Annotated in this window: 16 protein-coding genes; 12 read left to right on the top strand and 4 right to left on the bottom strand. The window is 63.4% G+C overall.

All coding sequences use genetic code 11. The features are described 5' to 3' along the window. Positions 1-7 precede the first annotated feature (7 nt). From ILFOPFJJ_RS03045 to ILFOPFJJ_RS02990, 12 genes are all read left to right on the top strand, one after another. The gene (locus ILFOPFJJ_RS03045; RefSeq protein WP_173509093.1) at positions 8-3,334 is read left to right on the top strand and encodes a transglutaminase family protein; all 3,327 of its coding nucleotides are present in this window, start codon (positions 8-10) and stop codon (positions 3,332-3,334) included. Beyond that, positions 3,335-5,740 (top strand): circularly permuted type 2 ATP-grasp protein, encoded by a 2,406-nt coding sequence (locus tag ILFOPFJJ_RS03040; RefSeq protein WP_173509092.1) that lies wholly within the window; start codon positions 3,335-3,337, stop codon positions 5,738-5,740. A gap of 13 nt (positions 5,741-5,753) precedes the next feature. After that, complete coding sequence (locus ILFOPFJJ_RS03035) at positions 5,754-6,632, top strand: transglutaminase family protein (protein ID WP_173509091.1); 879 nt, start codon at positions 5,754-5,756, stop codon at positions 6,630-6,632. A 176-nt stretch (positions 6,633-6,808) separates the two neighbouring features. Then, positions 6,809-8,074 (top strand): vWA domain-containing protein, encoded by a 1,266-nt coding sequence (locus ILFOPFJJ_RS03030; protein ID WP_173509090.1) that lies wholly within the window; start codon positions 6,809-6,811, stop codon positions 8,072-8,074. Between the two features lie 233 nt (positions 8,075-8,307). Next, a complete protein-coding gene (locus ILFOPFJJ_RS03025; RefSeq protein WP_376741380.1) occupies positions 8,308-10,785 on the top strand; it encodes a glycogen/starch/alpha-glucan phosphorylase in 2,478 nt (825 codons plus the stop codon). Then, positions 10,782-12,992: a 1,4-alpha-glucan branching protein GlgB gene (gene glgB, locus ILFOPFJJ_RS03020; RefSeq protein ID WP_173509089.1), complete on the top strand. Its 2,211-nt coding sequence runs from the start codon at positions 10,782-10,784 to the stop codon at positions 12,990-12,992. The genes ILFOPFJJ_RS03025 and glgB overlap by 4 nt, the downstream gene beginning before the upstream one ends. Before the next feature lie 100 nt (positions 12,993-13,092). Continuing rightward, positions 13,093-14,355, top strand: coding sequence for a glucose-1-phosphate adenylyltransferase (gene glgC / locus ILFOPFJJ_RS03015; RefSeq protein WP_173509088.1), 1,263 nt, complete (start codon positions 13,093-13,095; stop codon positions 14,353-14,355). An 11-nt stretch (positions 14,356-14,366) separates the two neighbouring features. Further along, a complete protein-coding gene (glgA, locus tag ILFOPFJJ_RS03010) occupies positions 14,367-15,809 on the top strand; it encodes a glycogen synthase GlgA (RefSeq protein WP_173509087.1) in 1,443 nt (480 codons plus the stop codon). A 5-nt stretch (positions 15,810-15,814) separates the two neighbouring features. After that, positions 15,815-17,443 carry an alpha-D-glucose phosphate-specific phosphoglucomutase gene (locus ILFOPFJJ_RS03005; RefSeq protein WP_173509086.1) on the top strand — a complete coding sequence of 543 codons (1,629 nt, stop codon included), beginning with the start codon at positions 15,815-15,817 and terminating at the stop codon, positions 17,441-17,443. Between the two features lie 56 nt (positions 17,444-17,499). Next, a complete protein-coding gene (gene glgX / locus ILFOPFJJ_RS03000; RefSeq protein WP_173509085.1) occupies positions 17,500-19,464 on the top strand; it encodes a glycogen debranching protein GlgX in 1,965 nt (654 codons plus the stop codon). Between the two features lie 76 nt (positions 19,465-19,540). Then, positions 19,541-20,029 (top strand): MaoC family dehydratase, encoded by a 489-nt coding sequence (locus ILFOPFJJ_RS02995; RefSeq protein WP_173509084.1) that lies wholly within the window; start codon positions 19,541-19,543, stop codon positions 20,027-20,029. Beyond that, a complete protein-coding gene (locus ILFOPFJJ_RS02990; RefSeq protein WP_173509083.1) occupies positions 20,022-21,095 on the top strand; it encodes a DUF2332 domain-containing protein in 1,074 nt (357 codons plus the stop codon). Before ILFOPFJJ_RS02995 ends, ILFOPFJJ_RS02990 begins: the two co-directional genes overlap by 8 nt. A 41-nt stretch (positions 21,096-21,136) precedes the next feature. On the opposite strand, the gene ILFOPFJJ_RS02985 is transcribed toward ILFOPFJJ_RS02990, so the two are convergent. The 4 genes from ILFOPFJJ_RS02985 to ILFOPFJJ_RS02970 form a co-directional block, all read right to left on the bottom strand. Next, positions 21,137-22,261, bottom strand: a complete 1,125-nt coding sequence (locus ILFOPFJJ_RS02985; RefSeq protein WP_173509082.1) for a zinc-dependent alcohol dehydrogenase family protein — start codon at positions 22,259-22,261, stop codon at positions 21,137-21,139. 153 nt (positions 22,262-22,414) lie between these two features. After that, entirely contained in the window at positions 22,415-22,969 is a 555-nt protein-coding gene (soxG, locus tag ILFOPFJJ_RS02980; protein ID WP_173509081.1) for a sarcosine oxidase subunit gamma family protein, read from the bottom strand. Next, positions 22,962-25,955 (bottom strand): sarcosine oxidase subunit alpha, encoded by a 2,994-nt coding sequence (locus ILFOPFJJ_RS02975; RefSeq protein ID WP_173509080.1) that lies wholly within the window; start codon positions 25,953-25,955, stop codon positions 22,962-22,964. The genes soxG and ILFOPFJJ_RS02975 overlap by 8 nt, the downstream gene beginning before the upstream one ends. Next, the gene (locus ILFOPFJJ_RS02970) at positions 25,952-26,293 is read right to left on the bottom strand and encodes a sarcosine oxidase subunit delta (protein WP_173509079.1); all 342 of its coding nucleotides are present in this window, start codon (positions 26,291-26,293) and stop codon (positions 25,952-25,954) included. Before ILFOPFJJ_RS02970 ends, ILFOPFJJ_RS02975 begins: the two co-directional genes overlap by 4 nt. Positions 26,294-26,360 lie beyond the last annotated feature (67 nt).

Genomic DNA, 26,360 nt, shown 5'->3' with positions numbered 1-26,360 from the left:
AATCTGCATGTCGATCAAGGCCAGTGTCTACCACCTCACCCACTACACCTATGACCGGCCGGTAAGGCTCACACCACAAATCATCAGGCTGAAGCCGGCGGCGCATTCCAAGACCAAGGTCATCAGCCATTCGCTGAAGGTCTCGCCTGCCAACCACTTCGTCAACCTGCAGCAGGATCCTTACGGCAACTACCTCGCCCGCTACGTCTTCCCCGATCCGGTGACGGAATTGAAGATCGAGGTCGACCTGGTCGCCGACATGACCGTCTACAATCCGTTCGATTTCTTCGTCGAGGAGGAAGCGGAGCACTGGCCTTTCCGCTATCCCGAAGACCTCAGCGAGGATTTGAAGATCTACATGGCGCCGGAGCCGATGGGGCCAAGACTTTCGGTATTCATGGAGAGCGTCGACCGATCGCGCCAGCGCACCATCGACATGGTGGTCGGCCTCAACACGCGGCTTCAGAAGGAAATCGGCTATGTCATCCGTATGGAGGCGGGTGTCCAGTCGCCGGAAGAGACACTCGGCAGTGCCAAGGGTTCGTGTCGCGATTCGAGTTGGCTGCTGGTACAGATCCTTCGCAACCTCGGCCTTGCCGCCCGTTTCGTCTCCGGCTACCTCATTCAGCTTACGCCGGACCTGAAGGCGCTCGACGGCCCCTCCGGCACCGAATACGATTTCACCGACCTTCACGCATGGGCCGAGGTTTACCTTCCGGGTGCCGGCTGGGTCGGGCTCGATCCAACCTCCGGCCTGCTTACCGGAGAGAGCCACATTCCGCTTGCTGCCACCCCGCACTATCGAAACGCCGCGCCCATATCCGGCGAGTTCTTCGGCGACCCGGATACGAGGACCGATTTTGCCTTCGACATGAAGGTCGCCCGCGTTGCGGAGCATCCCCGCATCACCAAGCCTTTCTCCGACGAGAGCTGGGATGCGCTGAACGCGCTTGGCGACAAGGTCGACCGCGTCCTCGCCGAAAATGACGTGCGCCTGACCATGGGGGGCGAGCCGACCTTCGTCTCGATCGACGATTTCGAATCCGACGAATGGAACACGGCTGCAGTCGGTCCGACGAAACGCGAGAAGGCCGACACGCTCATTCGCCGCCTGCGCGACCGCTTCGCGCCGGGGGGCTTCCTGCATTATGGACAGGGCAAGTGGTATCCGGGCGAAAGCCTGCCACGCTGGACCTTTTCCCTTTACTGGCGCAAGGACGGCGTACCGATCTGGCGGGAGGCTAAGCTGATCGCCGAGGAAAACGGCCGGCACGAGATCGCGGAGCGGGACGCCGAGCGCCTGCTCGTCGCGATCGCCGGCGAACTCGACGTCGATGCGGACATGGTCGTCCCGGCCTACGAGGATCCGGCCGAGTGGATCATCAAGGAGGCGAACCTTCCGGACAATGTCGATCCTTCCAATTCGAAGCTCAAGGATCCCGAGGAGCGCAGCCGCCTTGCCCGCGTCTTCGAACGCGGCCTGACGACCCCGACGGGCTATGTTCTGCCGGTGCAGGCCTGGAACGCGCGTGCTGGCGGACCACGATGGATGAGCGAGAAATGGAAGACGCGGCGCGGCCGGATTTTCCTCGTTCCCGGCGACAGCCCGGTCGGCTATCGCCTGCCCCTCGGCTCGCTGCCCTATATCGCACCCTCCGCCTACCCCTATGTCAATCCGGTGGATCCGACCGTTCCGCGGGACGACCTGCCCGGCTTCACCGAAAACCGCGGCAGAGCGCAGCACTCTCGCTTCCAGCCGTCCGAGGAGCCGCAGACGCCGCTCCCGTCCCCGCGCGACGAGATCGACGGGGCCGTCCGCACGGCGATCAGCGTCGAGCCGCGCGACGGCCGGCTCTGCATCTTCATGCCGCCGACGACGAGCATCGAGGAATATCTCGATCTCATCGCTTCGACCGAGCGCGCCGCCGCCGCGCTCGGTGTTCCGGTGCATATCGAAGGCTACCCGCCGCCGCAGGACGAGCGCATCAACGTCATCCGCGTCGCTCCGGATCCCGGCGTGATCGAAGTCAACATCCATCCTGCCGCCAACTGGCGGGAATGCGTCGACATCACCACGGCGATCTACGAGGAGGCCCGTCAGAGCCGGCTCGGCACCGACAAGTTCATGATCGACGGCCGCCATACGGGAACGGGCGGCGGCAACCACGTGGTTGTCGGCGGCCGCAGCCCCAACGACAGTCCTTTCCTGCGCCGGCCGGATCTGCTGAAGAGCATCGTGCTCCACTGGCAGCGTCACCCTTCGCTCTCCTATCTCTTTTCCGGCCTCTTCATCGGGCCGACCAGCCAGGCGCCGCGCATCGACGAGGCGCGCCACGATTCGCTCTACGAGCTGGAGATCGCACTTGCGCAGGTGCCGCCTCCCGGGTCCGATCGCCCGCCCCCCTTGCCATGGCTGGTGGACCGGCTGTTCCGCAACCTGCTCGTCGACGTCACCGGCAATACGCATCGCTCCGAAATCTGCATAGACAAGCTGTTCTCTCCGGACGGACCGACCGGGCGGCTCGGGCTGATCGAGTTCCGCGGCTTCGAGATGCCGCCGAACGCACGCATGTCGCTCGCCCAGCAATTGCTCGTCCGCGCGCTCATCGCTCGCTTTTGGAAAAGCCCGATCGACGGCGGTTTCGTGCGTTGGGGCACGGTCCTGCACGATCGCTTCATGCTGCCGCACCATGTTTGGCAGGATTTTCTCGACGTGCTCGCCGACCTGCGCGCCCACGGCTTCGATCTGAGGCCGGAATGGTTCGAGGCTCAGCTCGAATTCCGCTTCCCCTTCTGCGGCGAGGTCGAATACGAAGAGGCGAAGCTCGAACTCCGCCAGGCGCTCGAACCGTGGCCCGTGATGGGAGAGCAAGGCGCGATCGGCGGCACCGTGCGCCATGTCGATTCCTCTGTCGAGCGATTGCAGGTCAAGCTCGAAACCGCCAATCCGGACCGCTACACGGCCGCCTGCAATGGCCGTCCCGTGCCGCTCTCAAGGACCGGGAAAGGCGGCGTGGCCGTCGCAGGCGTCCGTTACAAGGCCTGGCAGCCCGCCTCCGGCCTGCATCCGGTGCTGCCGGTCAACACTCCCCTTACATTCGATATTTATGATACATGGTCGAATCGGGCGATCGGCGGCTGTATCTATCATGTGGCGCATCCCGGCGGGCGCAGTTATGAGACATTTCCGGTCAACGGCAACGAGGCCGAGGCGCGCCGTCTGGCGCGCTTCGAACCCTGGGGCCACACCACCGGCGGATATCGACTCCAACCCGAAAGCCCGCCGGCAGAATTTCCGCTGACGCTCGACCTGAGACGTCCGGCAGGAGTGTAGATGGCGAAGAAACAGACGGCAGAGGCGACAGAGCAGGATCGGCTCGATGACCCGGTGTTCGGTTATCGCGCCCTTCCGGGTGTCGCCGACGAAATGCTCGATCCGCACGGCAATGTCCGACCGGTCTGGCAGCGGCTGCTCTCGACGCTTGGCCGTCTGGACGAAACGGATCTCGCCAACCGCTTTGCCCGCGCCGACCGCTACCTCCGCGATGCCGGTGTTTTCTATCGAGCCTATGGCGGCCGGGGGAGTTCTGAACGGAGCTGGCCGCTATCCCACATTCCCGTCCTGATCGACGAGGCGGAATGGGCGGTCGTTTCGCAAGGGCTGATTCAGCGCGCCGAACTGCTCGAACGCGTGGTCGCCGACATCTACGGCGAAAACCGGCTGGTGCAGGAAGGGCTGCTGCCCCCCGCCCTCGTCGCCTCCAATCCTGAGTTCCTGCGCCCTCTCGTCGGCGTCAATCCGGCCGACGGACATTTCCTGCATTTCTGTTCCTTCGAGATCGGCCGCGGACCGGACGGCAACTGGTGGGTGCTTTCCGACCGGACCGAGGCTCCCTCCGGGGCCGGCTTCGCGCTGGAAAATCGCGTTGCGACCACGCGCGCCTTTTCCAACCTCTATGCCGAAACCCACGTGCACCGATTGGCGGGCTTCTTCGGCGCCTTTCGCGATACGCTCCAGGCTCGAAAACAACATCCGGACGACCGCATTGCCGTCCTCTCGCCCGGCATCGCCAACGAGACCTATTTCGAACACGCTTATATCGCCCGTTATCTCGGCTTCATGCTGCTCGAGGGCGAGGACCTGACGGTCGTCGGCGGCCGGGTCATGGTTCGCACCGTTGCCGGCCTCAAGCCCGTCGGCGTGCTCTGGCGACGCCTCGACGCCGCCTTCGCCGATCCGCTCGAACTCAATCAGTCCTCCCATATCGGCACGCCCGGGATCGTCGAGGCGCTGAGGGCCGGCTCCGTCTCGATCGTCAATGCGCTCGGCTCCGGCATCCTGGAAACGCGCGCCTTTCTCGCCTTCATGCCGGCGATCTGCCGTCACTTGCTCGGCGAAGAGCAAAAGCTGCCGTCAATCGCTACATGGTGGTGCGGACAGCAGTCCGAACGCGACAATGTCGCCGGCAATATCGAGCGCATGGTGATCGGCCCTGCCTATTCGACCCGCCCGTTCTTCGACGACAACGGACAATCCATTCTTGGTACTTCGCTTTGCGAGGGAGGCAGCTCCGTTGCGGAGCGCCTTGGGACCGGTGGCGGCAAGCTGGTGGGTCAGGAAGTCGTCACGCTCTCGACGACGCCCGCCTGGGTGCGCGGCCGGCTGACGCCGCGGCCGATGAGCTTGCGGGTCTTTGCCGCGCGCACGCGCGACGGCTGGCAGATCATGCCTGGCGGCTTTGCGCGCATCGGCTCCGGCGACGACGTGGCTGCGATCGCGATGAAGGCGGGTGGCACGACCGCCGACGTCTGGATCGTCAGTGACAAGCCGGTCGAGCGCACGACGCTGCTCCCGGCCGAGGAAAGCTTCACGCGCAACATGCCGGGCAGCCTGCCGAGCCGCGCGGCCGACAATCTCTTCTGGCTCGGCCGTTATATCGAGCGGGCGGAAGGAGCCCTCAGAATCCTTCGCGCCTGGCACGGACGCTTCGCCGAAGCCGCCGACCCGAATATGCCGCTTCTGAAGGACGTCACCGACTATCTGGCCGCCCTCGACATCAACGCGCGCCAGCCGGTGCCCGACAGCCTGCTTGCCAATATCGACAGCGCACTCTTCAGCGCAGGCAACATCCGCGACCGGTTTTCGCCCGATGGTTGGCTGGCTCTCAACGACCTGTCGCGGACGGCGCGGAAGTTCCACGCAACCGTACAGGCCGGCGACGACGCCACGCATGCGATGACGATTCTGTTGCGCAAGCTCGCCGGGTTTGCCGGTCTCGTCCACGAAAACATGTATCGCTTCACCGGCTGGCGTTTCCTGTCGATCGGTCGTTACATCGAGCGCGGCCTGCACATGACCCGCCTGCTCGGGCACATGTCGGGACCTGAGGCTCCGGACGGAGCCTATGACATGCTGCTCGAGATCGGCGACAGCGTCATGACCCACCGCCGCCGCTACAACGTCAACACCGCGGCCTTGACCGTCACCGACCTGCTCGCCCTCGATCCGCTCAATCCGCGCTCGATCCTCTATCAGTTGAACGAGATCAAGACGGAGGTCGAGCTCTTGCCGAACGCCTTCGTCAACGGCCAGATGTCTCCCTTCTACCGCGAGACCATGCGGCTTCATTCCGGCCTTGCGGTGATGACGCCGGAGGCCATGACCGCAACCGTCTACAAGCAGCTCGAACGGGACCTGGAACGGCTCTCGGATCTGCTCGCGCAAACCTATCTCGGCTGAGGGCGCGGCCTTGATGCTCTACGATATCAATCTGAAGATCACCTACGGCTACGAGGTTCCGGTTGCCGGCGGGCGCCATCTCGTGCGTGTGCTGCCGGCCTCGATTCCAGGCCGTCAACGCCTTGTCGTCGGCTCGATAAGCTGCCAACCGACCCCGGGCGAGCGGGTCGAAAGCGTGGACTTCTTCGCCAATCCGACCACGTCGATTCTTTTCCGTTCCGTGCACGACAGCCTGGCCATTCGCATGCAGGCGCGCGTTCAGGTGGAAGCGCAGGCGCTCACCGCCGATCTTTCTCCGCCCCTTGCGGGTCTGCCGGCTCAGCTCGCCGCGTACTGGTCCGTCGACGCGGAGGCTCCCCACCACTTCGTCGGGCCGAGCCCTCTCCTGCCGGACGCTCCCGAGATCGCGGCCTACGCACGCACGATCGCTGGCGAGGGAATGACCGTACGGCAGATCGGGGCGGCGATCTGCGAGCGCGTCCACCGCGACTTCGTCTACGACGCCGAGGCGACGACCGTGAACACGACGGCTGCGGAAGCCTTCAAGCTCAAGCGCGGCGTCTGCCAGGATTTCACCCATGTGATGATTGTCGCTCTTCGCAGTCTCGGTATTCCGGCCGGCTATGTCAGCGGTTTCCTCAGAACCTTGCCGCCGCCCGGCAAGGAGCGGCTGGAAGGCGCCGACGCCATGCATGCCTGGGTTCGATTCTGGTGTGGCACCGCCGGCGGCTGGATGGAACTCGACCCGACGAACAATATTCCGGCCGGCACGGATCACATCGTCGTCGGCCACGGGCGCGACTATGGCGACGTCGCGCCCGTCATCGGCGTCCTGAAAAGCTATGGCAGCCAGACGACGGAGCAGGCGGTTGACGTCATTCCCGTCGATTGATCCGAATTGACACAGCCGGGTCCCATTTCGGAGCAACCAAACCGCCGGGAAACCGGTTGAAATCATGGACTTTCGCGCAATTCGCTAAAATTCAAGCAATCGGCTGAACGGGACCGTAACGTGTCGCCGCTAGATGTCCGCCCCAAGCTGCAATGAACTTCTTGGGGTGTGCGGAGATGGGAAGACGATCCATGGTGAGCCGGTCCTTCGGCATGATGCTGAAGGACCGCGGCGGCAATTTCGGAATGATGACGGCACTGGTGGCGCCGCTGCTGTTGGCCGCGGGTGGCGTTTCCATCGACATGGCCAACATGCTGATGACCAAGAACCAGCTTCAGGACGCGACCGATGCCGCAGCGCTGGCCGCGGCTTCCGCGCTGGTCTCCAATGAACAGCCCAACATCGAAGCGGCCAAGTTGATCGCGCGCAAGTTCCTGAAGGCGCAGATGGCGGGCTCCAGCGCGACGGACAGTCCTGCCGAGGGCGAACCGGAAGGAACGCCGACCACACGGGCGGCGGACAGCCCAACGCCAACTTCCGAGACGCCGGATTGGGACGATATCAATGTCTCGGAGGTGAACATCATCGAGACGCCCAACGGCACCAAGGGGAAATCCTTCAAGGTCTCGATCGTCAACAAGCATCTGATCCAGTTCAACGCGATGACGCGCCTCCTCGGCACGGATTCGATCGAGCTTGAAACGCGGGCAACGGCGGAAAGCGCGACCGAGAGCAAGAACGCATTGTCGATGTATCTCGTGCTCGACCGCTCGGGATCGATGGCCTGGAAGACGAATACGGTCGATACGACGAAGTCCAAGTGCCCCAATTATACCGAGGCGAACTGGGGCAGATATCCGAACCTGTCGGCGACCAGCCCGTGCTACGTCACCAAGATCAACGCGCTGAAAACGGCCGCTGGCGATCTCTTTGCCCAACTCCTGCTCGCCGATCCGGGTTCGATCTATGTTCGCACCGGCGCCGTGTCCTACAACGCGTCGCAGGATCCCGCAGGCAGCCTCGCCTGGGGAACGACCGGCGCGGCTGCCTATGTCAACGCACTGGTCGCGACCGGCGGCACGGCCTCGGGCAACGCCTTCAAGACCGCCTATCAGAAGGTGATCGCATCGACGGAAGACACGGCGCACAACGGCAAGAACGGCCAGATTCCGACGAAATACATCGTCTTCATGACCGATGGCGAGAACAACTACGCCAACGACGACACCGTCACCAAGTACTGGTGCGACATCGCAAAGGCCAACAAGGTCCAGATCTACAGCGTTGCCTTCATGGCACCGGACCGCGGCCAGGCTCTGCTGAAGTATTGCGCTTCCTCAATCTCGCATTATTTCGAAGCCGAGGAAGCGGCTGACCTCGTCGCCGCCTTCAAGGCAATCGGCGAGCGAGCCTCCGCCATGGTCTCGCGCCTCACCGAATAATCGAATCGAGACCTGGATTGCCATGCCGTCCGGCTCCAGCGGGCGGCATTTTTCTTTGTGTCGCCGACCGAAAAACGCGTTGCGAACCGCCCCGCGCACAAGCATGCGCTGTTTTAATCCTTTTAAAAACACCTGTTGCAAGCGCTTCGGATCGATGCATAAATTGCCTTATCTCTCCCGGTCGGCTCCGGCCCGCGGTCTCCCACACGCAAAAAGGGCAAACAGAAAAAGGTATGACATTTCTTATGATGAACCGGCTCTCCACCTCCGAACTGCCGCATCCCGCGCCGAGGTCGTCCGAGCCAGGCCAACTCGCGGTGGAGATCCTCGAACGCCTCAAATACCGCATAGGCAAGGACCCGAAAGTCGCCAAGCCGCATGACTGGCTCACGGCCGCCATTCTCGTCGCCCGTGACCGCATCACCGACAAGTGGATGGATTCGACCCGGAAGACCTATGCGACCGGCGCCAAGCGCGTCTACTATCTTTCGCTCGAGTTTCTCATCGGCCGCCTGATGCGCGACGCCATGACGAATATCGGCCTGATGGACGAAATGCGTGACGCACTGGCGTCACTCGGCGTCGATATCGACGTGATCGCCGGGCTCGAGCCCGATGCAGCGCTCGGCAATGGCGGCCTCGGCCGCCTTGCCGCCTGCTTCATGGAATCCATGGCGACCGTCGATGTACCGGCCTATGGCTACGGCATCCGCTACATGCATGGCCTGTTCCGTCAGCAGATGGCCGACGGCTGGCAGGTCGAACTGCCCGAGACATGGCTCGCCCACGGCAATCCCTGGGAATTCGAACGGCGCGAAAGTTCCTATGAAATCGGTTTCGGCGGCGGCGTGGAAACCGTCAACATCGACGAGGAAGTTCAGCGCTACGTCTGGAAGCCGGCCGAACGCGTCATCGCCACCGCCTTCGATACGCCGGCCGTCGGCTGGCGCGCGAAACGCGTCAACACGCTGCGCCTCTGGGGTGCCCAGCCGATCGATCCGATCCTGCTCGACGCCTTCAACGCCGGCGACCACATCGGCGCACTGCGCGAAAGCAACAAGGCGGAAAGCCTGACACGCGTGCTCTACCCGGCCGACGCAACACCCTCGGGGCAGGAGCTGCGCCTGAGGCAGGAGTATTTCTTCTCATCCGCCTCGCTGCAGGACATTCTGCGTCGCCATCTGCAGCAGTATCCGGATTTCACGTCGTTGCCGGATGCGGTCGCCATCCAGCTCAACGATACCCATCCGGCCGTGTCCGTCGCGGAACTCGTGCGGCTCCTGACCGACGTTCACGGGCTCGATTTCGAGCAGGCTTGGGACATCACCCGACGCACTTTCTCCTACACCAATCATACGCTGCTGCCGGAAGCGCTGGAGAGCTGGCCGGTGCCGCTCTTCGAGCGGCTGCTGCCGCGCCACATGCAGATCGTCTACGCCATCAACGCGAAGATCCTGATCGAAGCGCGCAGGCAGAAGCACGCGACCGACGAGGAGATCCGCAGTATTTCGCTCATCGAGGAGACGGGCGAAAGGCGCGTGCGCATGGGCAATCTCGCCTTTGTCGGTTCGCATTCGATCAACGGCGTCTCGGCGTTGCACACCGAACTGATGAAAGAGACGGTCTTTGCCGATCTGCACCGGCTTTATCCGGACCGCATCAACAACAAGACCAACGGCATCACGCCGCGCCGCTGGCTGATGCAGTGCAATCCGGGCCTGTTCGGTCTCATCCGCGAGGCGATCGGCGACGAGTTCATGGACAATACCGAGGCGCTGCAGGCGCTCGGCGCCTTTGCCGACCAGGCGGACTTCCAGGAGAACTTCGCCGCCGTCAAGCGCGCCAACAAGGTGAAACTCGCGAAGCTCGTCCAGAGCAGCCTCGGCATCCGGCTTGATCCGTCTGCGATGTTCGACATTCAGATCAAGCGCATCCACGAATACAAGCGGCAGCTCCTGAACATCATCGAGGCCGTCGCGCTTTATGACCAGATCCGCTCGCATCCCGAACTCGACTGGGTGCCGCGCGTCAAGCTCTTCGCCGGTAAGGCGGCGCCCAGCTATCATAACGCCAAGCTGATTATCAAACTTGCGAACGACGTCGCTCGCGTCATCAACAATGACCCGGCCGTGCGCGGTCTCCTGAAGATCGTCTTCATCCCCAACTACAACGTGTCGCTCGCCGAAGTGATGGTGCCGGCCGCCGATCTTTCCGAACAGATCTCGACCGCCGGCATGGAGGCCTCCGGCACCGGCAACATGAAGTTCGCGCTCAACGGCGCGCTGACCATCGGCACGCTCGACGGCGCCAACGTCGAAATGCGCGACTGGGTCGGCGAGGAAAACATAAAGATCTTCGGCATGACCGCGGAGGAAGTGGCGAAAGCGCGGGCGGAGGGGCACAACCCGCGTGCCATCATCGAAGGCTCACGCGAGCTCTCACAGGCGCTCGCCGCAATCGCCTCGGGCGTTTTCTCGCCTGACGACCGAAATCGCTTCTCCGGTCTTGTCGACGGGCTCTACAACCATGACTGGTTCATGGTCGCCGCTGATTTCGAGGCCTATGCCAAGGCACAGCGCGAGATCGATCAGCTCTGGACCAGGCCATCCTCCTGGTACGCGCAGGCGGTCCGCAATACCGCCCGCATGGGCTGGTTCTCGTCCGACCGCACGATCCGGCAATATGCCGGCGAAATCTGGAGAGCTGGATGACGGTTTCGCCCGGTAAGGACCCAGCGCCCGCCCCGTCCGGTGTGCTGCCAGCGCCGGACATCGCGGCAATACTTTCCGGCAACCATCATAATCCCTTCGCGGTTCTCGGCGTTCATGCGGCCGGCAAAAGCTATGTCGCCCGCTGCTTCATCCCCGGCGCCGAGGACGTGACGGCAGAAACGCTCTCGGGCAAGGAGATCGGCACGCTCCAGCGCCGCGACGATGCCGGCTTCTTCGAAGGCGTCGTATCGCTGCGCAAGGAACAGCCCATCCGTTATCGCGCGTCCAACAGCGGTGGTGAATGGATCGTCGTCGATCCCTACAGCTTTGGTCCCGTCCTCGGACCGATGGACGACTATTACATCCGCGAAGGCTCGCATCTCAGGCTCTTCGACAAGATGGGCGCCCATCCGATCTCGCACGACGGCGTGGAAGGCTTCCACTTTGCCGTTTGGGCTCCGAACGCGCGACGCGTTTCGGTGGTCGGTAATTTCAACGATTGGGATGGACGGCGCCATGTGATGCGTTTGCGCGCCGACACCGGCATCTGGGAGATTTTCATTCCCGGCGTGCCGGCTGGCACGCCGTACAAGTATGAAATCCTCGATAGCGAAGGGACACGCCTGCCGCTGAAGGCGGATCCCTTCGCCCGCCGCTCCGAACTCCGCCCAGACACCGCGTCAATGACGACGGGCGAGATCGCGCAGGTATGGGCGGACGAGGCGCATCGCCAGCACTGGGCCGAGGTCGATCCGCGCCGTCAACCGATTTCCATCTACGAGGTGCATGCAGGCTCCTGGCAGCGCCGCGACGATGGCGAGATGCTCTCTTGGGACGAACTGGCGGACCGGCTCATTCCCTACTGCATCGACATGGGCTTCACGCATATCGAGTTCCTGCCGATTTCCGAATTTCCGTTCGATCCTTCCTGGGGCTACCAGACCACAGGACTCTACGCGCCGACGGCTCGTTTCGGCGAACCGGAGGGGTTCGCCCGCTTCGTCAACGGCTGCCACAAGGTCGGTATCGGCGTCATCCTTGACTGGGTACCGGCACATTTCCCGACCGACGAGCACGGGCTTCGTTGGTTCGACGGTACGGCGCTCTACGAGCATGCGGATCCGCGCAAGGGCTTTCATCCCGACTGGAACACCGCGATCTACAATTTCGGCCGCCAGGAGGTTCTGGCCTATCTGGTCAACAACGCCCTCTATTGGGCGGAGAAGTTCCACGTCGACGGCCTGCGCGTCGATGCCGTCGCGTCGATGCTCTACCTCGATTATTCGCGCAAGCACGGCGAGTGGGTGCCGAACGAATATGGCGGCAACGAGAATCTGGAGGCCGTCCGCTTTCTGCAGACGATGAACACCCGGCTCTACGGCATCCACCAAGGGGTGCTGACGATCGCCGAGGAGTCGACCTCCTGGCCGAAGGTTTCGCATCCGGTCCATACCGGCGGCCTGGGTTTCGGCTTCAAATGGAACATGGGCTTCATGCACGACACGCTGCAATATCTTGCGCGCGAGCCCGTGCACCGGAAGTTCCACCACAACGACATGACCTTCGGGCTGCTTTACGCGTTCAGCGAGAATTTCGTGCTGCCGCTGTCGCATGACGAGGTCGTGCACGGCAAGGGATCCCTGATCGCCAAAATGGCCGGCGACGACTGGCAGAAGTTCGCCAATCTCAGGGCCTACTATGCCTTCATGTGGGGTTATCCCGGCAAGAAGCTTCTGTTCATGGGCCAGGAATTCGCGCAATGGCGCGAATGGTCGGAGGAGCGCGCGCTCGACTGGAACCTTCTCGAATACAATCTGCACGAAGGCATGCGTCGTCTCGTGCGCGACCTCAACGGCACCTACCGTTCGAAAGCAGCGCTGCATGCCCGCGACTGCGAGGGCGAGGGCTTCGAGTGGCTGATAGCCGACGATCGCGACAATTCGGTTTTCGCCTGGCTCAGAAAGGCGCCGGGCGAAAAGCTCGTGGCCGTCGTCACCAATTTCACCCCGATCTACCGGGAAGGCTACGACATCCCGCTTCCGGTGGCGGGGCGATGGAAGGAAATCCTCAACACCGATGCGGAGATCTACGGAGGGAGTGGCAAGGGCAACGGCGGTGCCGTGCATGCGGAGAGAAAATCGACGGGAATAACGGTCGCAAACATCACGTTGCCGCCTTTGGCAACACTGATGCTGGAGCAGGAGTAGCGCCTTCGTGCGCGACAGACGAAGCGAAAAGTACTTGCGTGGGCCGCGAGGCGTCTGAACCGCCTGGCCGTCCTCGAGGAACAGTGATTGGGGAGGACAAATGGTGGAAAAGCGTACACAACCTCTGGCCCGCGATGCCATGGCCTATGTTCTCGCCGGCGGCCGCGGCAGTCGACTGAAGGAATTGACGGACCGCCGCGCCAAGCCGGCCGTCTATTTCGGCGGCAAGGCGCGCATCATAGATTTCGCGCTCTCCAATGCATTGAATTCCGGTATCCGCCGCATCGGCGTCGCCACCCAATACAAGGCACATTCGCTGATCCGGCACCTGCAGCGCGGCTGGAACTTTTTCCGCCCCGAGCGCAACGAGAGCTTCGACATCCTGCCAGCAAGTCAGCGCGTCTCCGAAACGCAATGGTATGAAGGCACGGCGGACGCCGTCTATCAGAACATCGACATCATCGAGGACCACGGCGTCGAATACATGGTCATCCTTGCCGGCGACCATATCTACAAGATGGACTACGAACTGATGCTGCAGCAGCACGTCGACTCCGGCGCCGATGTAACAGTCGGCTGCCTGGAAGTGCCGCGGATGGAAGCGACCGGCTTCGGCGTCATGCATGTCGACAATGAGGACCGCATCATCGCCTTTGTCGAGAAGCCGGCCGACCCTCCTGGAATTCCCGGCACTCCGGACCTGGCGCTCGCTTCCATGGGCATCTATGTGTTCCACACTAGGTTCCTGATGGATCTCCTGCGCCGTGACGCCGCTGACCCGAAGTCGAGCCGCGACTTCGGCAAGGACATCATCCCCTACATCGTCAACAACGGAAAGGCGGTCGCCCACCGCTTCACCCGGTCCTGCGTTCGCTCGGACTTCGAGCGGGAAGCCTATTGGCGCGACGTGGGCACGATCGACGCCTACTGGCAGGCCAATATCGACCTCACCCATGTGACGCCCGAACTCGATATCTATGACAACACGTGGCCGATCTGGACCTTTGCCGAGATCAAGCCGCCGGCAAAATTCGTCCATGACGACGAAAATCGCCGCGGGTCGGCAACATCCTCTCTTGTCTCCGGCGACTGCATCATCTCGGGCGCAACGCTCAACCGCAGCCTGCTGTTCACCGGCGTCCGCGTCAATTCCTACTCCAGGCTCGAAAATGCCGTTGTCCTGCCAGATGTGACGATCGGTCGGCACTCGACGCTGCGCAACGTGGTCATCGACAGCCGCGTCGTGATCCCGGAGGGGCTGATCGTCGGCGACGATCCGGAACTGGACGCCAAGCGCTTCCGCCGCACGGAAAGTGGCGTCTCCCTGATCACGCAATCCATGATCGACAAGCTGGGAATGTAGGTCTGCCGCGTATGAACATCCTGTCCGTTGCGTCCGAGGTCTATCCGCTTGTCAAGACCGGGGGGCTCGCCGACGTCGTCGGCGCCCTCCCGGCGGCTCTCGTCCCGCACGGTATTAGGACGCGTACGCTTGTGCCCGGCTATCCCGCGGTGTTGCAGAAGCTGAAGAAGAAAAAAAAAGTCGCCGGATTCGACAACCTGTTCGGCCATCCGGCGTCCGTTCTGGGTGCTGAGATCGACGGGCTCGACCTCCTCGTCCTCGACCAGCCCGCGCTCTATGCGCGCGACGGCGGCCCCTATCTCGACGCGACCGGGCGCGATTATCCCGACAATTTCCGCCGGTTTGCCGCCCTCTCGCTGGCGGCCGCGGAAATCGCCGGCGACAACGTCATTCCAGGCTGGAAACCGGACATCGTCCATGTTCACGATTGGCAGACCGCACTGACGCCCGTCTACATGCATTTCGGCGCGGCGCGCGATACGCCGAGCGTGATGACGGTTCATAACATCGCCTTCCAGGGGCAGTTCGGCGCTTCGATCTTCCCCGAACTCGGCTTGCCGCCCGAGGCCTTCTCGATGCAATTCGTCGAATATTACGGCGATGTCGGCTTTCTGAAAGGCGGCCTGCAGACGGCGACTGCGATCACGACGGTGAGCCCCTCCTATGCACAGGAGATTCTGACGCCGGAATTCGGCATGGGCCTCGACGGCCTGCTGGCAAGCAGGGTCACGGACCTGAGCGGAATCGTGAACGGCATCGATGCCGATACCTGGGACCCGCAGAAGGACCCCCATATCGCCCGGCATTTCGGCAACGGCACGCTGAAGCAGCGCGCCGTCAACCGCAAGGCGCTCGAAGAACGCTTCGCGTTGGAGAAGGGCAAGGGCCCGATCTTCTGCGTCGTCAGCCGGTTGACCTGGCAGAAGGGCATGGACCTTCTCGCCGAGGTGGTGGACGATATCGTTGCGCTTGGCGGCAAGCTGGTTATCCTCGGGTCGGGCGATGCGGCGCTCGAAGGCACATTGCTTGCAGCCGCCTCACGCCACCGCGGACACATCGGCATGGTAACCGGCTACGACGAGGCGCTGTCGCACCTGATGCAGGCGGGCTCCGACGCGATCATCATCCCGTCGCGCTTCGAGCCGTGCGGCCTCACCCAGCTCTATGGTCTACGCTACGGTTGCGTACCGATCGTCGCCCGCACGGGCGGCCTCGCCGATACGATCATCGACGCCAACGAGGCTGCGCTATCGGCCAAGGTCGCCACCGGATTCCAGTTCGCGCCGATCACCGCCGGCGGATTGCGCCTTGCGATCAGGCGCGCGTTCCGTGCATACAGCGAACCGAAAGTATGGGCACGCCTGCAGAATCAGGGCATGAAGTCCGACGTCTCATGGGCCAAGAGCGCGGAACGCTACGCCTCGCTCTATTCCGGTCTCCTCGCGAAAGGCTAAGACAGATGATTAAAACCGTCTCCACCAACCCCTATGGCGATCAGAAACCCGGCACGTCCGGCCTGCGAAAGAAAGTTCCGGCGTTCCAGCAGAAGAACTATGCCGAGAACTTCATCCAGTCGATTTTCGATTCGCTCGAAGGCTTCGAGGGTCAGACGCTGGTGATCGGCGGCGATGGCCGCTACTACAATCGCGAAGTCATCCAGAAGGCCATCAAGATGGCGGCCGCGAATGGCTTCGGCCGCGTGCTTGTCGGCCGCGGCGGCATCCTGTCGACCCCGGCCGCCTCCAATATCATCCGCAAATACAAGGCTTTCGGCGGCATCGTGCTGTCCGCGAGCCACAATCCCGGCGGGCCGACGGAAGATTTCGGCATCAAATACAATGTCGGCAACGGTGGCCCGGCTCCGGAAAAAGTGACGGACGCGATCTTCGCCCGCACCAAGGTCATCGACAGCTACAAGATCGCCGAGGTCGCCGACGTCAATCTGGACCTGGAAAGCTCCCACCAGGTCGAGAACATGACGGTGACCGTCATCGACCCGGTTGCCGACTACGCGGAACTCATGGAGAGCCTGTTCGACTTCGCGGCAATCCGCAAGCTGATTGCCGGCGGTTTCCGCGTGGTCTTCGATGCGATGAGCGCGGTCACCGGCCCCTATGCCAAGGAGATCATCGAGAGGCGGTTGGGAGCACCAAAAGGCTCGGTCATGAATTTCATACCGTTGCCCGACTTCGGCGGCCACCATCCCGACCCGAACCTGGTGCACGCCCGCGCCCTCTACGAAACGATGATGGCGCCTCACGCCCCGGATTTCGGGGCCGCCTCCGACGGCGACGGCGACCGCAACCTCATCATCGGCAAAGGCATCTTCGTCACGCCTTCGGACAGCCTCGCAATGCTTGCCGCCAATGCGCATCTGGCGCCCGGCTATGCCAAGGGACTGGCCGGAATCGCGCGCTCGATGCCGACCAGCGGCGCCGCCGACCGCGTGGCGGAAAAGCTCGGCATCGGCCTCTATGAGACGCCGACCGGCTGGAAATTCTTCGGCAACCTGCTCGACGAGGGTCTGGCAACGATTTGCGGGGAGGAGAGCGCCGGCACGGGGTCCAACCATGTGCGCGAGAAGGACGGGCTCTGGGCGGTGCTGCTTTGGCTCAATATCCTTGCCGTGCGGAAGGAAAGCGCGCTCGACATCGCCCGCAAGCACTGGGCGACCTACGGCCGCAACTACTATTCGCGCCACGACTACGAAGAGGTCGATACGGACGCCGCCAACGGTCTCATCGCAGCGCTGAGAGACAAGCTCGCCAGCTTGCCGGGCAAGAGCTTCGGGGCGCTCGCCGTCGCGAACGCCGACGATTTCTCTTACAACGATCCGGTCGACAAGTCGGTCAGCAAGAACCAGGGCATCCGAATCCTCTTCAAAGGCGGCTCGCGTGTGGTCTACCGCCTTTCCGGTACGGGAACGTCGGGCGCAACCTTGCGCGTCTATATCGAGCGGTTCGAAGCCGACTCGGCGCGCCACGACCTCGACACGCAGGCAGCACTCGGCGATCTGATCGCCGTCGCCGACGAGATCGCCGAGATCAAGAAGCGCACCGGCCGCGACGCGCCGAGCGTGATTACCTGACGGCTGGCCGCGCGCTCTGCATTGAGATCAACGACCGAACAAAGGTGCGCCCCTTCATGCCGACTGCCGGAATTTCGCGTCTCGGGGCGACACCTACGTCGGGGGGGACACACTTTGCAGTCTGGTCCCGCAATGCCGCGCGCATCGACCTCTGCCTGTTCGACAAGACCGGCAGCAAGGAACTCCGTCGCCTGCCGCTCTCTCGCGACGGAGACGTTCATAGTCTGACGCTCGCCGAGGCACCGGTCGGCACCCGCTACGGGCTGCGCGCCGACGGCGTCTACTCGCCTGAGCATGGGCTCTGGTTCGATCCGTCGAAGCTTCTGGTCGATCCCTACGCAATCGAGCTCGATCGCCCCTTTCGCCATGATCCCTGTCTGACCGTCTTCGGCGAGGAGACCGCCGATCTGGTGCCGAAAGCGATCGTGACCGAAACGAAGGCGGTAAAGGTAAAACCGCCACTGTTCCAACCGGGCGGACTGATCTACGAGGTGGCCGTCAAACCGTTCACCACCCTGCACCCGGATATTGCCGAGAAGAAACGCGGTACCGTCGCCGCACTGGCGGAGCCGGCGGTCATCGACCACCTGAAACGCCTCGGTGTCTCGGCGGTCGAACTGATGCCGATCGTCGCCTGGATTGACGAACGGCACCTGCCGCCGCTCGGTCTGCACAACAGTTGGGGCTACAATCCGATCGCCCCGATGGCGCTCGAGCCGCGGCTGGTGCCCGGCGGCGTCAAGGAACTGCGCAAAACCGTCGAGACGCTGCACAAGGCCGGCATCGGCGTCATCCTCGATCTCGTCTTTAACCATTCCGGAGAAAGCGACCGGCTTGGCACGACGCTCTCCATGCGCGGTCTCGACAATCTCATCTATTATCGCCACGCGACCGATCGGCCCGGCGAACTCATCAACGACACCGGCTGCGGCAATACCATTGCCTGCGACCACCCGATGGTGCGCGACCTGATCCTCGCCAGCCTCCGCCACTTCGTGCTCAATGCCGGCGTCGACGGCTTCCGCTTCGACCTCGCATCGATCCTCGGGCGCGACATGAGCGGCTTCCGCCGCGACGCCGCGCTTTTTGCGGCCATCGCCGCGGATCCGGTGCTTGGCGACCGCGTTCTCATCGCCGAACCTTGGGACACCGGTCCCGGCGGCTACCAGCTCGGCAATTTCCCCGAACCCTTCCTCGAATGGAACGACCGCGCGCGGGACGACATTCGCCGCTACTGGCGCGGCGACCGGCACACGATCGGCGCACTGGCGACCGCACTCGCCGGCTCTTCGGACACATTCTCGCGCTGGGGCGAGACGGCCACCCGCAGCGTCAACTTCATCGCCGCGCATGACGGCTTCACGCTCACGGATCTCGCCTCTTATGCGCGCAAGCACAACGAGACGAACGGCGAAGACAATCGCGATGGCCATGACGAGAACTATTCGTGGAACAATGGCGCTGAAGGCCCCATCGACGATCCGGAAATCGCGGCAGCGAGACAAGCCGACGCCATGGCGCTTGTCGGTACTCTTTTTGCCTCGCGCGGTACGATCATGCTGACGGCCGGGGACGAAGGCGGGCGCAGCCAGCGCGGCAACAACAACGCCTATGCGCAGGACAACGCAGTGACCTGGCTCGATTGGCCGAAGCTCGACCCGAAACTTGTCGACCGCACGGCCGCGCTCTCAGCGATGCGCCGGCGTTTCGACGTCTTCGCCGGGACGGAGTTCTTCACTGGCAAGGGCGACGTCGCCTGGCTGCGTCTCGACAGCCAACCCATGACGCTCGAGGATTGGGAACATCCGGCGACCGACAACCTCGTTATGCTGCTTGCGACCGGGGACCTGGAGCAGCGTCGAGCGACCCGGCTCGCCGTGGTCATCAACCGCGGTCATGCGCCGCATCCCTTGCGGCTTCCGACGAGCCTCGATGGTGCGTGGCGCGACGCTCTTTCCGAGGCGGCGGCGCCCGCTTTTGTCGCTCCCCGCTCCGTTAGCTTTTTTGTCGAGATTTTCTGAGTTTTTACCATCACTTGCTAGGTCTACATCTACCGGCCTATAGATCGGTGGGAGGCCCATGTTTCAGGACAATCATATGCCGCAAGACATTTCACTTTCGGACGTCAAGAAGCTAATCGGCCAGGAGATCGGCGTCTCCGACTGGATCACCGTGACCCAGAAGACCATCGATAATTTTGCCGAGGCGACAGGCGACTATCAGTTCATTCATACGGACCCGGTGCGCGCCGCGGCGGAAACGCCGTTCGGAGGCACGATCGCCCACGGCTTCCTGTCGCTCTCGCTGCTTTCGGCGATGAACTACAATTGCCTGCCGAAGATCCGCGAGCAGACGATGGGCATCAACTACGGCTTCGACAAAGTCCGCTTCGTCGCGCCGGTGAAGAGCGGCGCCAAGGTGCGCGGCCGTTTCATTATGGCCGACGCCCGCTTTCGCGGCGCCGGCATGCTGATGATCACCTATGACGTGACAGTGGAGATCGAGGGCGAACGCAAGCCTGCCTTGACCGCGACATGGCAGACCATCATCCAGTTCGATCCGAAGGATCGGCCGGCCGATGCCTGAGCGAGCGGAAAGCGAGGAGCTTGTCCGCCGAGCCTTTCGCGGCCAGGGCAAGTCCTGCGAAGAACTCGATTCCCCGTTCATGGCTCGGCTCTGCAGGCTGGCAGCTGAACGGCTCGATGGCGAAAGCGCTGTCGGCAGCCGCGTCATCGGCTGGCAAGGCGATCCTTCGTCCAAGGCGGACTCCGTGGCGCTGCGGCTGGCCGGTGCGCTGCATGCCCTTGTGTTGTCGAATCGAGACCCGGCGCTGATTTCGTGTTATCCGCCGAATGTTGCCGACGATGAGACGCTCTGGGGAGCGTGCGAGGCTGCCTTCCGGAAACACGGTGATTTTATCCTCGACCGTCTGCGTTCAGCGCCGCAGACGAACGAAGTGCGCCGGTCCGGCGCGCTGCTTGTCGGCTTTCTCACCGTGGCTCGCGCCTTCGACAAACCTTTGGTCCTTTCGGAAGTTGGTGCGAGCGCCGGCTTGAACCTGCACTGGGACCGCTACGGCTACGATCTTTCTGGCAGCCAATGGGGCGATATGGGATCCGGCGTCATCATCTCGCCCGAGTGGTCGGGAGCAGTGCCGCCCGGCGGGCCGGTCGAAATCGTCGGACGGGCAGGATGCGACATCAACCCACTCGATCCTGCAAACGAAGAGGATCGGTTGCGTCTGCTCTCCTACGTTTGGGCCGATCAGCCGGACCGGATCGAGCGGACCCGGAACGCGCTGGCGATCGCGGCGGCATACAGTAGTCCCATCGAGCGCGCAGACGCTGTCGACTGGCTGAAACGGCGCCTCGTCCATCCGTTCCCCGGTGCGATCCACGTCATCTACCACTCGGTTGCCTGGCAATATTTGCCTGAGTCCGCCCAGCAAGAAGGCGAGGCCGTGATCGCGGCAGCAGGAATGGCGGCAACGGCAGATGCACCGCTCGCCCGGCTGCAGATGGAGGCGGATGGCTTGCGGCCCGGCGCCGCGCTCTCGCTCCAGACCTGGCCCGGCGGTGAGAAGAACCTGATCGGCCGGGCGGATTTCCATGGCCGATGGATTGAGTGGACCGGCTTGCCGAGGAAAGGATGATTTCACCGTTTCAATGAAACAATGAAATGATCTAAGGGCCGTCAGAATGTGATCACATGACGGATCACCCGACCCTGGTCGAGAAGATCGAAAGCCTCGTTGATTTCTTCGAGCGGCCCCGTGCTCGATAGCAGCCGATCGACCGGCAGCTTGCCGCGCTGGAAGAGGGCGATGAATCGCGGGATATCCCGGCTCGGCACGCAGCTTCCCATGTAGCTGCCGCGAATCGTACGTTCCTCGGCAACGAGACTGACCGCCGGGATCGAGATCTGGCTCGAAGGATGGGCAAGTCCCGCCGACGCCGTCAATCCGCCGCGCCGGGTGATCCGGTAGGCGAGCTCGAATGCCTTCACCGATCCCGCCGCCTCCACCGCATGATCAACGCCGCCGCGTGTCGCCTCGCGGATCTTCTCGGCCGCGTCCGGATCGCCGGCCAGGAACGCGTCGGTCGCGCCGAGCTGGAGCGCCAGCTTCAGCTTGTCTTCCGACAGGTCGACGGCGACGACACGTTCGGCGCCAGCGGCAATTGCGCCTAGAACCGCCGCCAACCCGACGCCGCCGAGGCCGACGACGGCGACGGACTGACCGGGCCTGACCAGGCACGTGTTAACGACAGCACCGACGCCGGTCAGCACGGCACACCCGAACAAGGCCGCTTCGACCATCGGCAGGTCCGCCTCGATCCTGACGGCCGAGTGACGCGAAACGACGGCATAATCGGCAAAGGCGGAAACGCCGAGATGGTGATGCACCGGAACCGCATCGCAGCGCAGACGGCGTTCGCTTGAAAGCAGCGTCCCCTTGCCGTTTGCCTCTGCACCCGGAATGCAGAGCGCCGGCCTGCCTTCCGCGCAGGGCAGGCAATGGCCGCAGCTCGGCATGAAGCTCATCACCACCCGATCGCCGGGCACGATGTCGCGCACGCCGCTGCCGACCGCCTCCACGGTACCGGCCGCCTCGTGACCAAGCGCCATCGGCACCGGACGCGGCCGATCGCCATTGATGACCGAAAGATCGGAATGACAGAGACCGGCCGCGCCAATTCTTACCAGGAGCTCGTCGGGGCCCGGTGAATCGAGATCGACGACTTCGATCGAAAGGGGCCGGGTATTGGCATAGGGCCCCTCGACCGGAGATTTCCTGAGCAGCGCGACACGGGTTTTCATAAACACCCTCTCGATGATTCACCCGACAACACCATAAAGAGCGCCGGCGCGGAGGGGCAAGGCATCGCCTTGGCAGAGTCACACCTCAAAAAGAAAGCGGCGGATCGACCGCCGCTTTGATTTTATAGACACCCGGCGCGACTGCTATGGCGCTCAGTGACCCGCGTCCTCGGCACCTTCCGAGAGAAGGCCGAACACATAGGGCGAAAACGACCGCCAGCACTCGACACGGAACACATCCTTAGCCGTTCGGAACAGGACGATCTCCACCTTGCCGAGCACCGTGCGCGAGCAGGCGCCGACCGGAAAGATCGCAAGCGACAGGTCCTGCGGGCAACCGCTGTTGATCGCCACCTCGGCACCCGGGCCGCTGACGATAACCGCCGAGTTGCGGTGGGAAATGTCGACCGCCGAATGCAGTACGCCGCTTGACGCGGCAGCCGCCATCAAATCCTTGCCGTCCTCGTCGATCACCAGCCATTCATCGGGGCCGAGCCAGAGCGCGTGGCGACCGCCGGTCGAGGCGGATGTCTTCGGCCGCACCGGCAGAGTGACCCCGAGCGCCGCGGAGAGAGCCGAAACCGCGTCCGCTGCCGCACGCAGCGATATCCGCGAGGCAGGCGCCGCGGGCGTCAGGATTGCCGCCGGCGAACCGCCACGGAGGCCGGCGAGCGGAGCGTTGCGGATTGCAGTTGCCTGGTCAGCCATGGAGGCGACCTCCTTCCTTGTCAAAGAACACCATGTCGCTCACCTCGACGGCGATCGTCCGGTCGGCCATCGGGATGTAAAGGGTCTGCCCGAGGCGCTCCCGTCCACCGGCGACCATCGCCAGCGCGATCGACCGGCCGCAATTTTCCGACCAGTAGGACGAGGTGACATGGCCGAGCATGGTCATCGGCTTCGGTTCGTTCGGATCGGCAACGATCTGCGCGCCTTCCTCCAGAACCACCTTCGGATCCTTGGCGAGAAGGCCTACGAGCTGCTTGCGGCCGTCCTTGACGAGGTCCGGGCGCTTCAGCCCGCGAATGCCGACGAAATCCGGCTTCTTCTTCGACACCGCCCAGGAAAGGCCGGCATCGTCCGGTGTGAGGGTCCCGTCGGTATCCTGACCGACGATGATGTAACCCTTTTCGGCGCGCAGCACGTGCATGGTCTCGGTGCCGTAGGCGCATGCGCCCATCGGTTCCGCCCGAGCCCAGATCGCCTCCCATACGGCCTGACCGTAGTCCGCCGGAACGTTGACTTCGAAGCCGAGTTCGCCGGTAAACGACATGCGGAAGAGCCGTGTCGGCACACCGCAGATCCGGCCTTCGGCAACGCTCATGTGCGGGAAGGCTTCATTGGAAAGATCGATGCCTTCGACGAGCGGCGCGATGATCTCGCGTGCCTTCGGACCCTGCACCGCGATGACGGCCCATTGCTCGGTGGTCGAGGTGAGCCAGACTTTCAGATGCGGGAACTCCGTCTGCAGGTAGTCTTCCATGTGGTGCATGACGCGCGGCGCGCCGCCGGTCGTCGTCGTCACATGGAAACGGTCCTCGGCAAGACGGCCGACGACGCCGTCGTCATAGACGAAGCCGTCGTCGCGCAGCATGATGCCGTAGCGGCAGCGGCCGGGCTTCAGGTTGTCCCAAGCGTTCGTGTACATCAGATTGAGGAACTTGGCCGCGTCGGGACCGACCACCTCGATCTTGCCGAGCGTCGACGCATCGAAGACACCGGCCACATCGCGCACTGTCTTGCACTCGCGGGCGACCGCTTCGTGCATGGTCTCGCCGGCCTTCGGATAGAACCAGGCACGCTTCCAGTTGCCGACATCCTCGAACTCGGCGCCTTGCTCCTCTTCCCAGGCATGCATCGGCGTCTTGCGAGCCGGATCGAAGAGGCTTCCGCGCGAATGGTTGACGATCGCACCGAAGGTCACGGGCGTATAGGGCTGCCGGAAGGTGGTCAGCCCCACCTGCGGGATCTCCTTGCCGAGCGCTTCCGCCGCGATGGCCAACCCGTGCATGTTCGAGAGCTTGCCCTGGTCGGACGCCATGCCGTTGGTGGTGAACCGCTTGATGTGCTCGATCGAATGCATGCCTTCGCGCACCGCCAGGCGAATGTCCTTGGCGCAGACGTCGTGCTGGAAGTCGATGAAGGCCTTGACCGTCGTGTCCGCCCCCGCTCCTTCCGCTGCTCCGATCATGCCGCCCGTCCAGGCGAAGGCATTCTCGCCGGAGATCGCGAGTTGCGAGCCGTTTTCAGCACCCGCGGCGCGCGCCGCCAGTTCGCCGGCTGCAAGCGCCTCGTCGATCGTCGCCTGAAGATCGTCCGTGCCGTTGCACGCACCGATGGAGAGGCATTCCTGGGCATAGGTGCCCGGCAGGAAGCGCTCCGTTGCGGCGTCGAACTTCACCTTACCGCGCGACTGCGAGAAGAGGTGCACCGACGGCGTCCAGCCGGCGCAGACGAGCAGTGCATCGACGGTGATCTTGCGCGCAGCACCGCCGCCCCTTCGGGAAACGCTGATCGAGGAGATCCTGAGCTTGCCCGCGGTGTTGACGACCGAATGGCCCGTCAGCACTTCGATGCCGAGCCGGCGCGCTTCGTTGAGCACCGCCTCGCCGGGCTTGTCGCGGCTGTCGACGATAACAGGCACGGCGACGCCCGCCTTCCTGAGATCAAAGGCGGCCTCGTAGGCGGAATCATGCGCCGTGTAGATGCCGACCTTGGAGCCGACGGCGACGCCGAAGTGGTTGAGATAGGTGCGCCCGGCCGACGCCAGCATGATGCCCGGCCGGTCGTTGTTGGCGAAGACCATGTGACGCTCGATCGCGCCGTTGGCGAGAATGACCTTCTTCGCCCGCACCTGCCAGAGCCGCTCGCGCGGCAATGCCTTGCCCGGCGACGCGAGATGATCGGTTACCCGTTCGATGAGGCCGACGAAATTGTGGTTGTAATAACCGAACGCGGTCGTGCGGGTCAGCACGGTGACATTGTCCCTGCCCGCGAGCGCCTTGCCGGTCGCCTGCGCCCACTCGTAACCCGGCTTGCCGTCGATGACGGTGCCGCTGTCATAGTGGAGCGCACCCCCCAATTCCGACTGTTCGTCGCACAGGATGACCTTGGCACCAGCCTGGGCGGCGGCAAGCGCCGCCGAAAGGCCGGCAACGCCGGCGCCGACAACCAGCACGTCGCAATGCACGTAGCGGCTCGCATAATGATCCGGATCGGCTTCCGTCGGCGCAACACCCAGACCGGCAGCGCGGCGGATGAAGGGTTCATAGAGCTTGTGCCATGCCGCCTTCGGCCACATGAAAGTCTTGTAGTAGAAGCCGGCTGCGAAGAAGGGTGAAAGCAGGTCGTTGAACCCGCCGACGTCGAAGGCAAGGGAGGGCCAGCGGTTCTGCGACGAGACTTTCATTCCGTCGAAAACTTCCTGGACCGTAGCGCGCACGTTCGGCTGGCGCCGCGCCGCGTCGCGCGATACGTCGAGCAGCGCATTCGGCTCCTCCGCGCCGGCGGAAAGAATGCCGCGCGGACGGTGGTACTTGAACGAACGGCCGACGAGATGGATGCCGTGGGCAAGCAGTGCCGAGGCGACCGTATCGCCCTCGAGCGCCGTCAGCGTCCGGCCGTCGAAGGTAAACCGGGCGGTGCGGGCGGGCGTCAGGCGCCCCGCACCCGAAATGCGATGGGCTCCGCTCATTTCGCCACTCCTTCCAAGGCCTCGTAGGTTTCAACCGTGGCGCTCGTCTTCGGAGCGGCGCCGATCTCGGGTTTCGGCTCGCCTGCCTTGTAGGTCAGATGGAAGCGGTCGCTCACCGTGTCGCGCGCTGCGTTGAAGAAGCGACCACAGCCGTGGATGTGCCGCCATCTTTCATAGATCAGACCCTTGGGATTCTGGCGCAGGAAGAAATATTCCTCGAACTCCTCGTCGCTGATCTCGGCGATGTTGGTCGGTCGGGCGATGTGGGCATCGCCGGCATTGCGGAATTCGAGCTCGGAGCGCTCTTCCTCGCAATAGGGGCAGTAAATCAGAAGCATCTGGAATTCCTCGCGTTAGATCGCCGCGCATTCCGTGGAATGGGCAGAGGTCGCTCTATCCTTTCAT

The organism is Sinorhizobium psoraleae (assembly GCF_013283645.1).
In the GTDB taxonomy this organism is placed as follows: Bacteria; Pseudomonadota; Alphaproteobacteria; order Rhizobiales; family Rhizobiaceae; genus Sinorhizobium; species Sinorhizobium psoraleae.
Note: the sequence above shows the minus strand (reverse complement) of the source record. Positions and strands in the feature narration are given on the sequence as shown.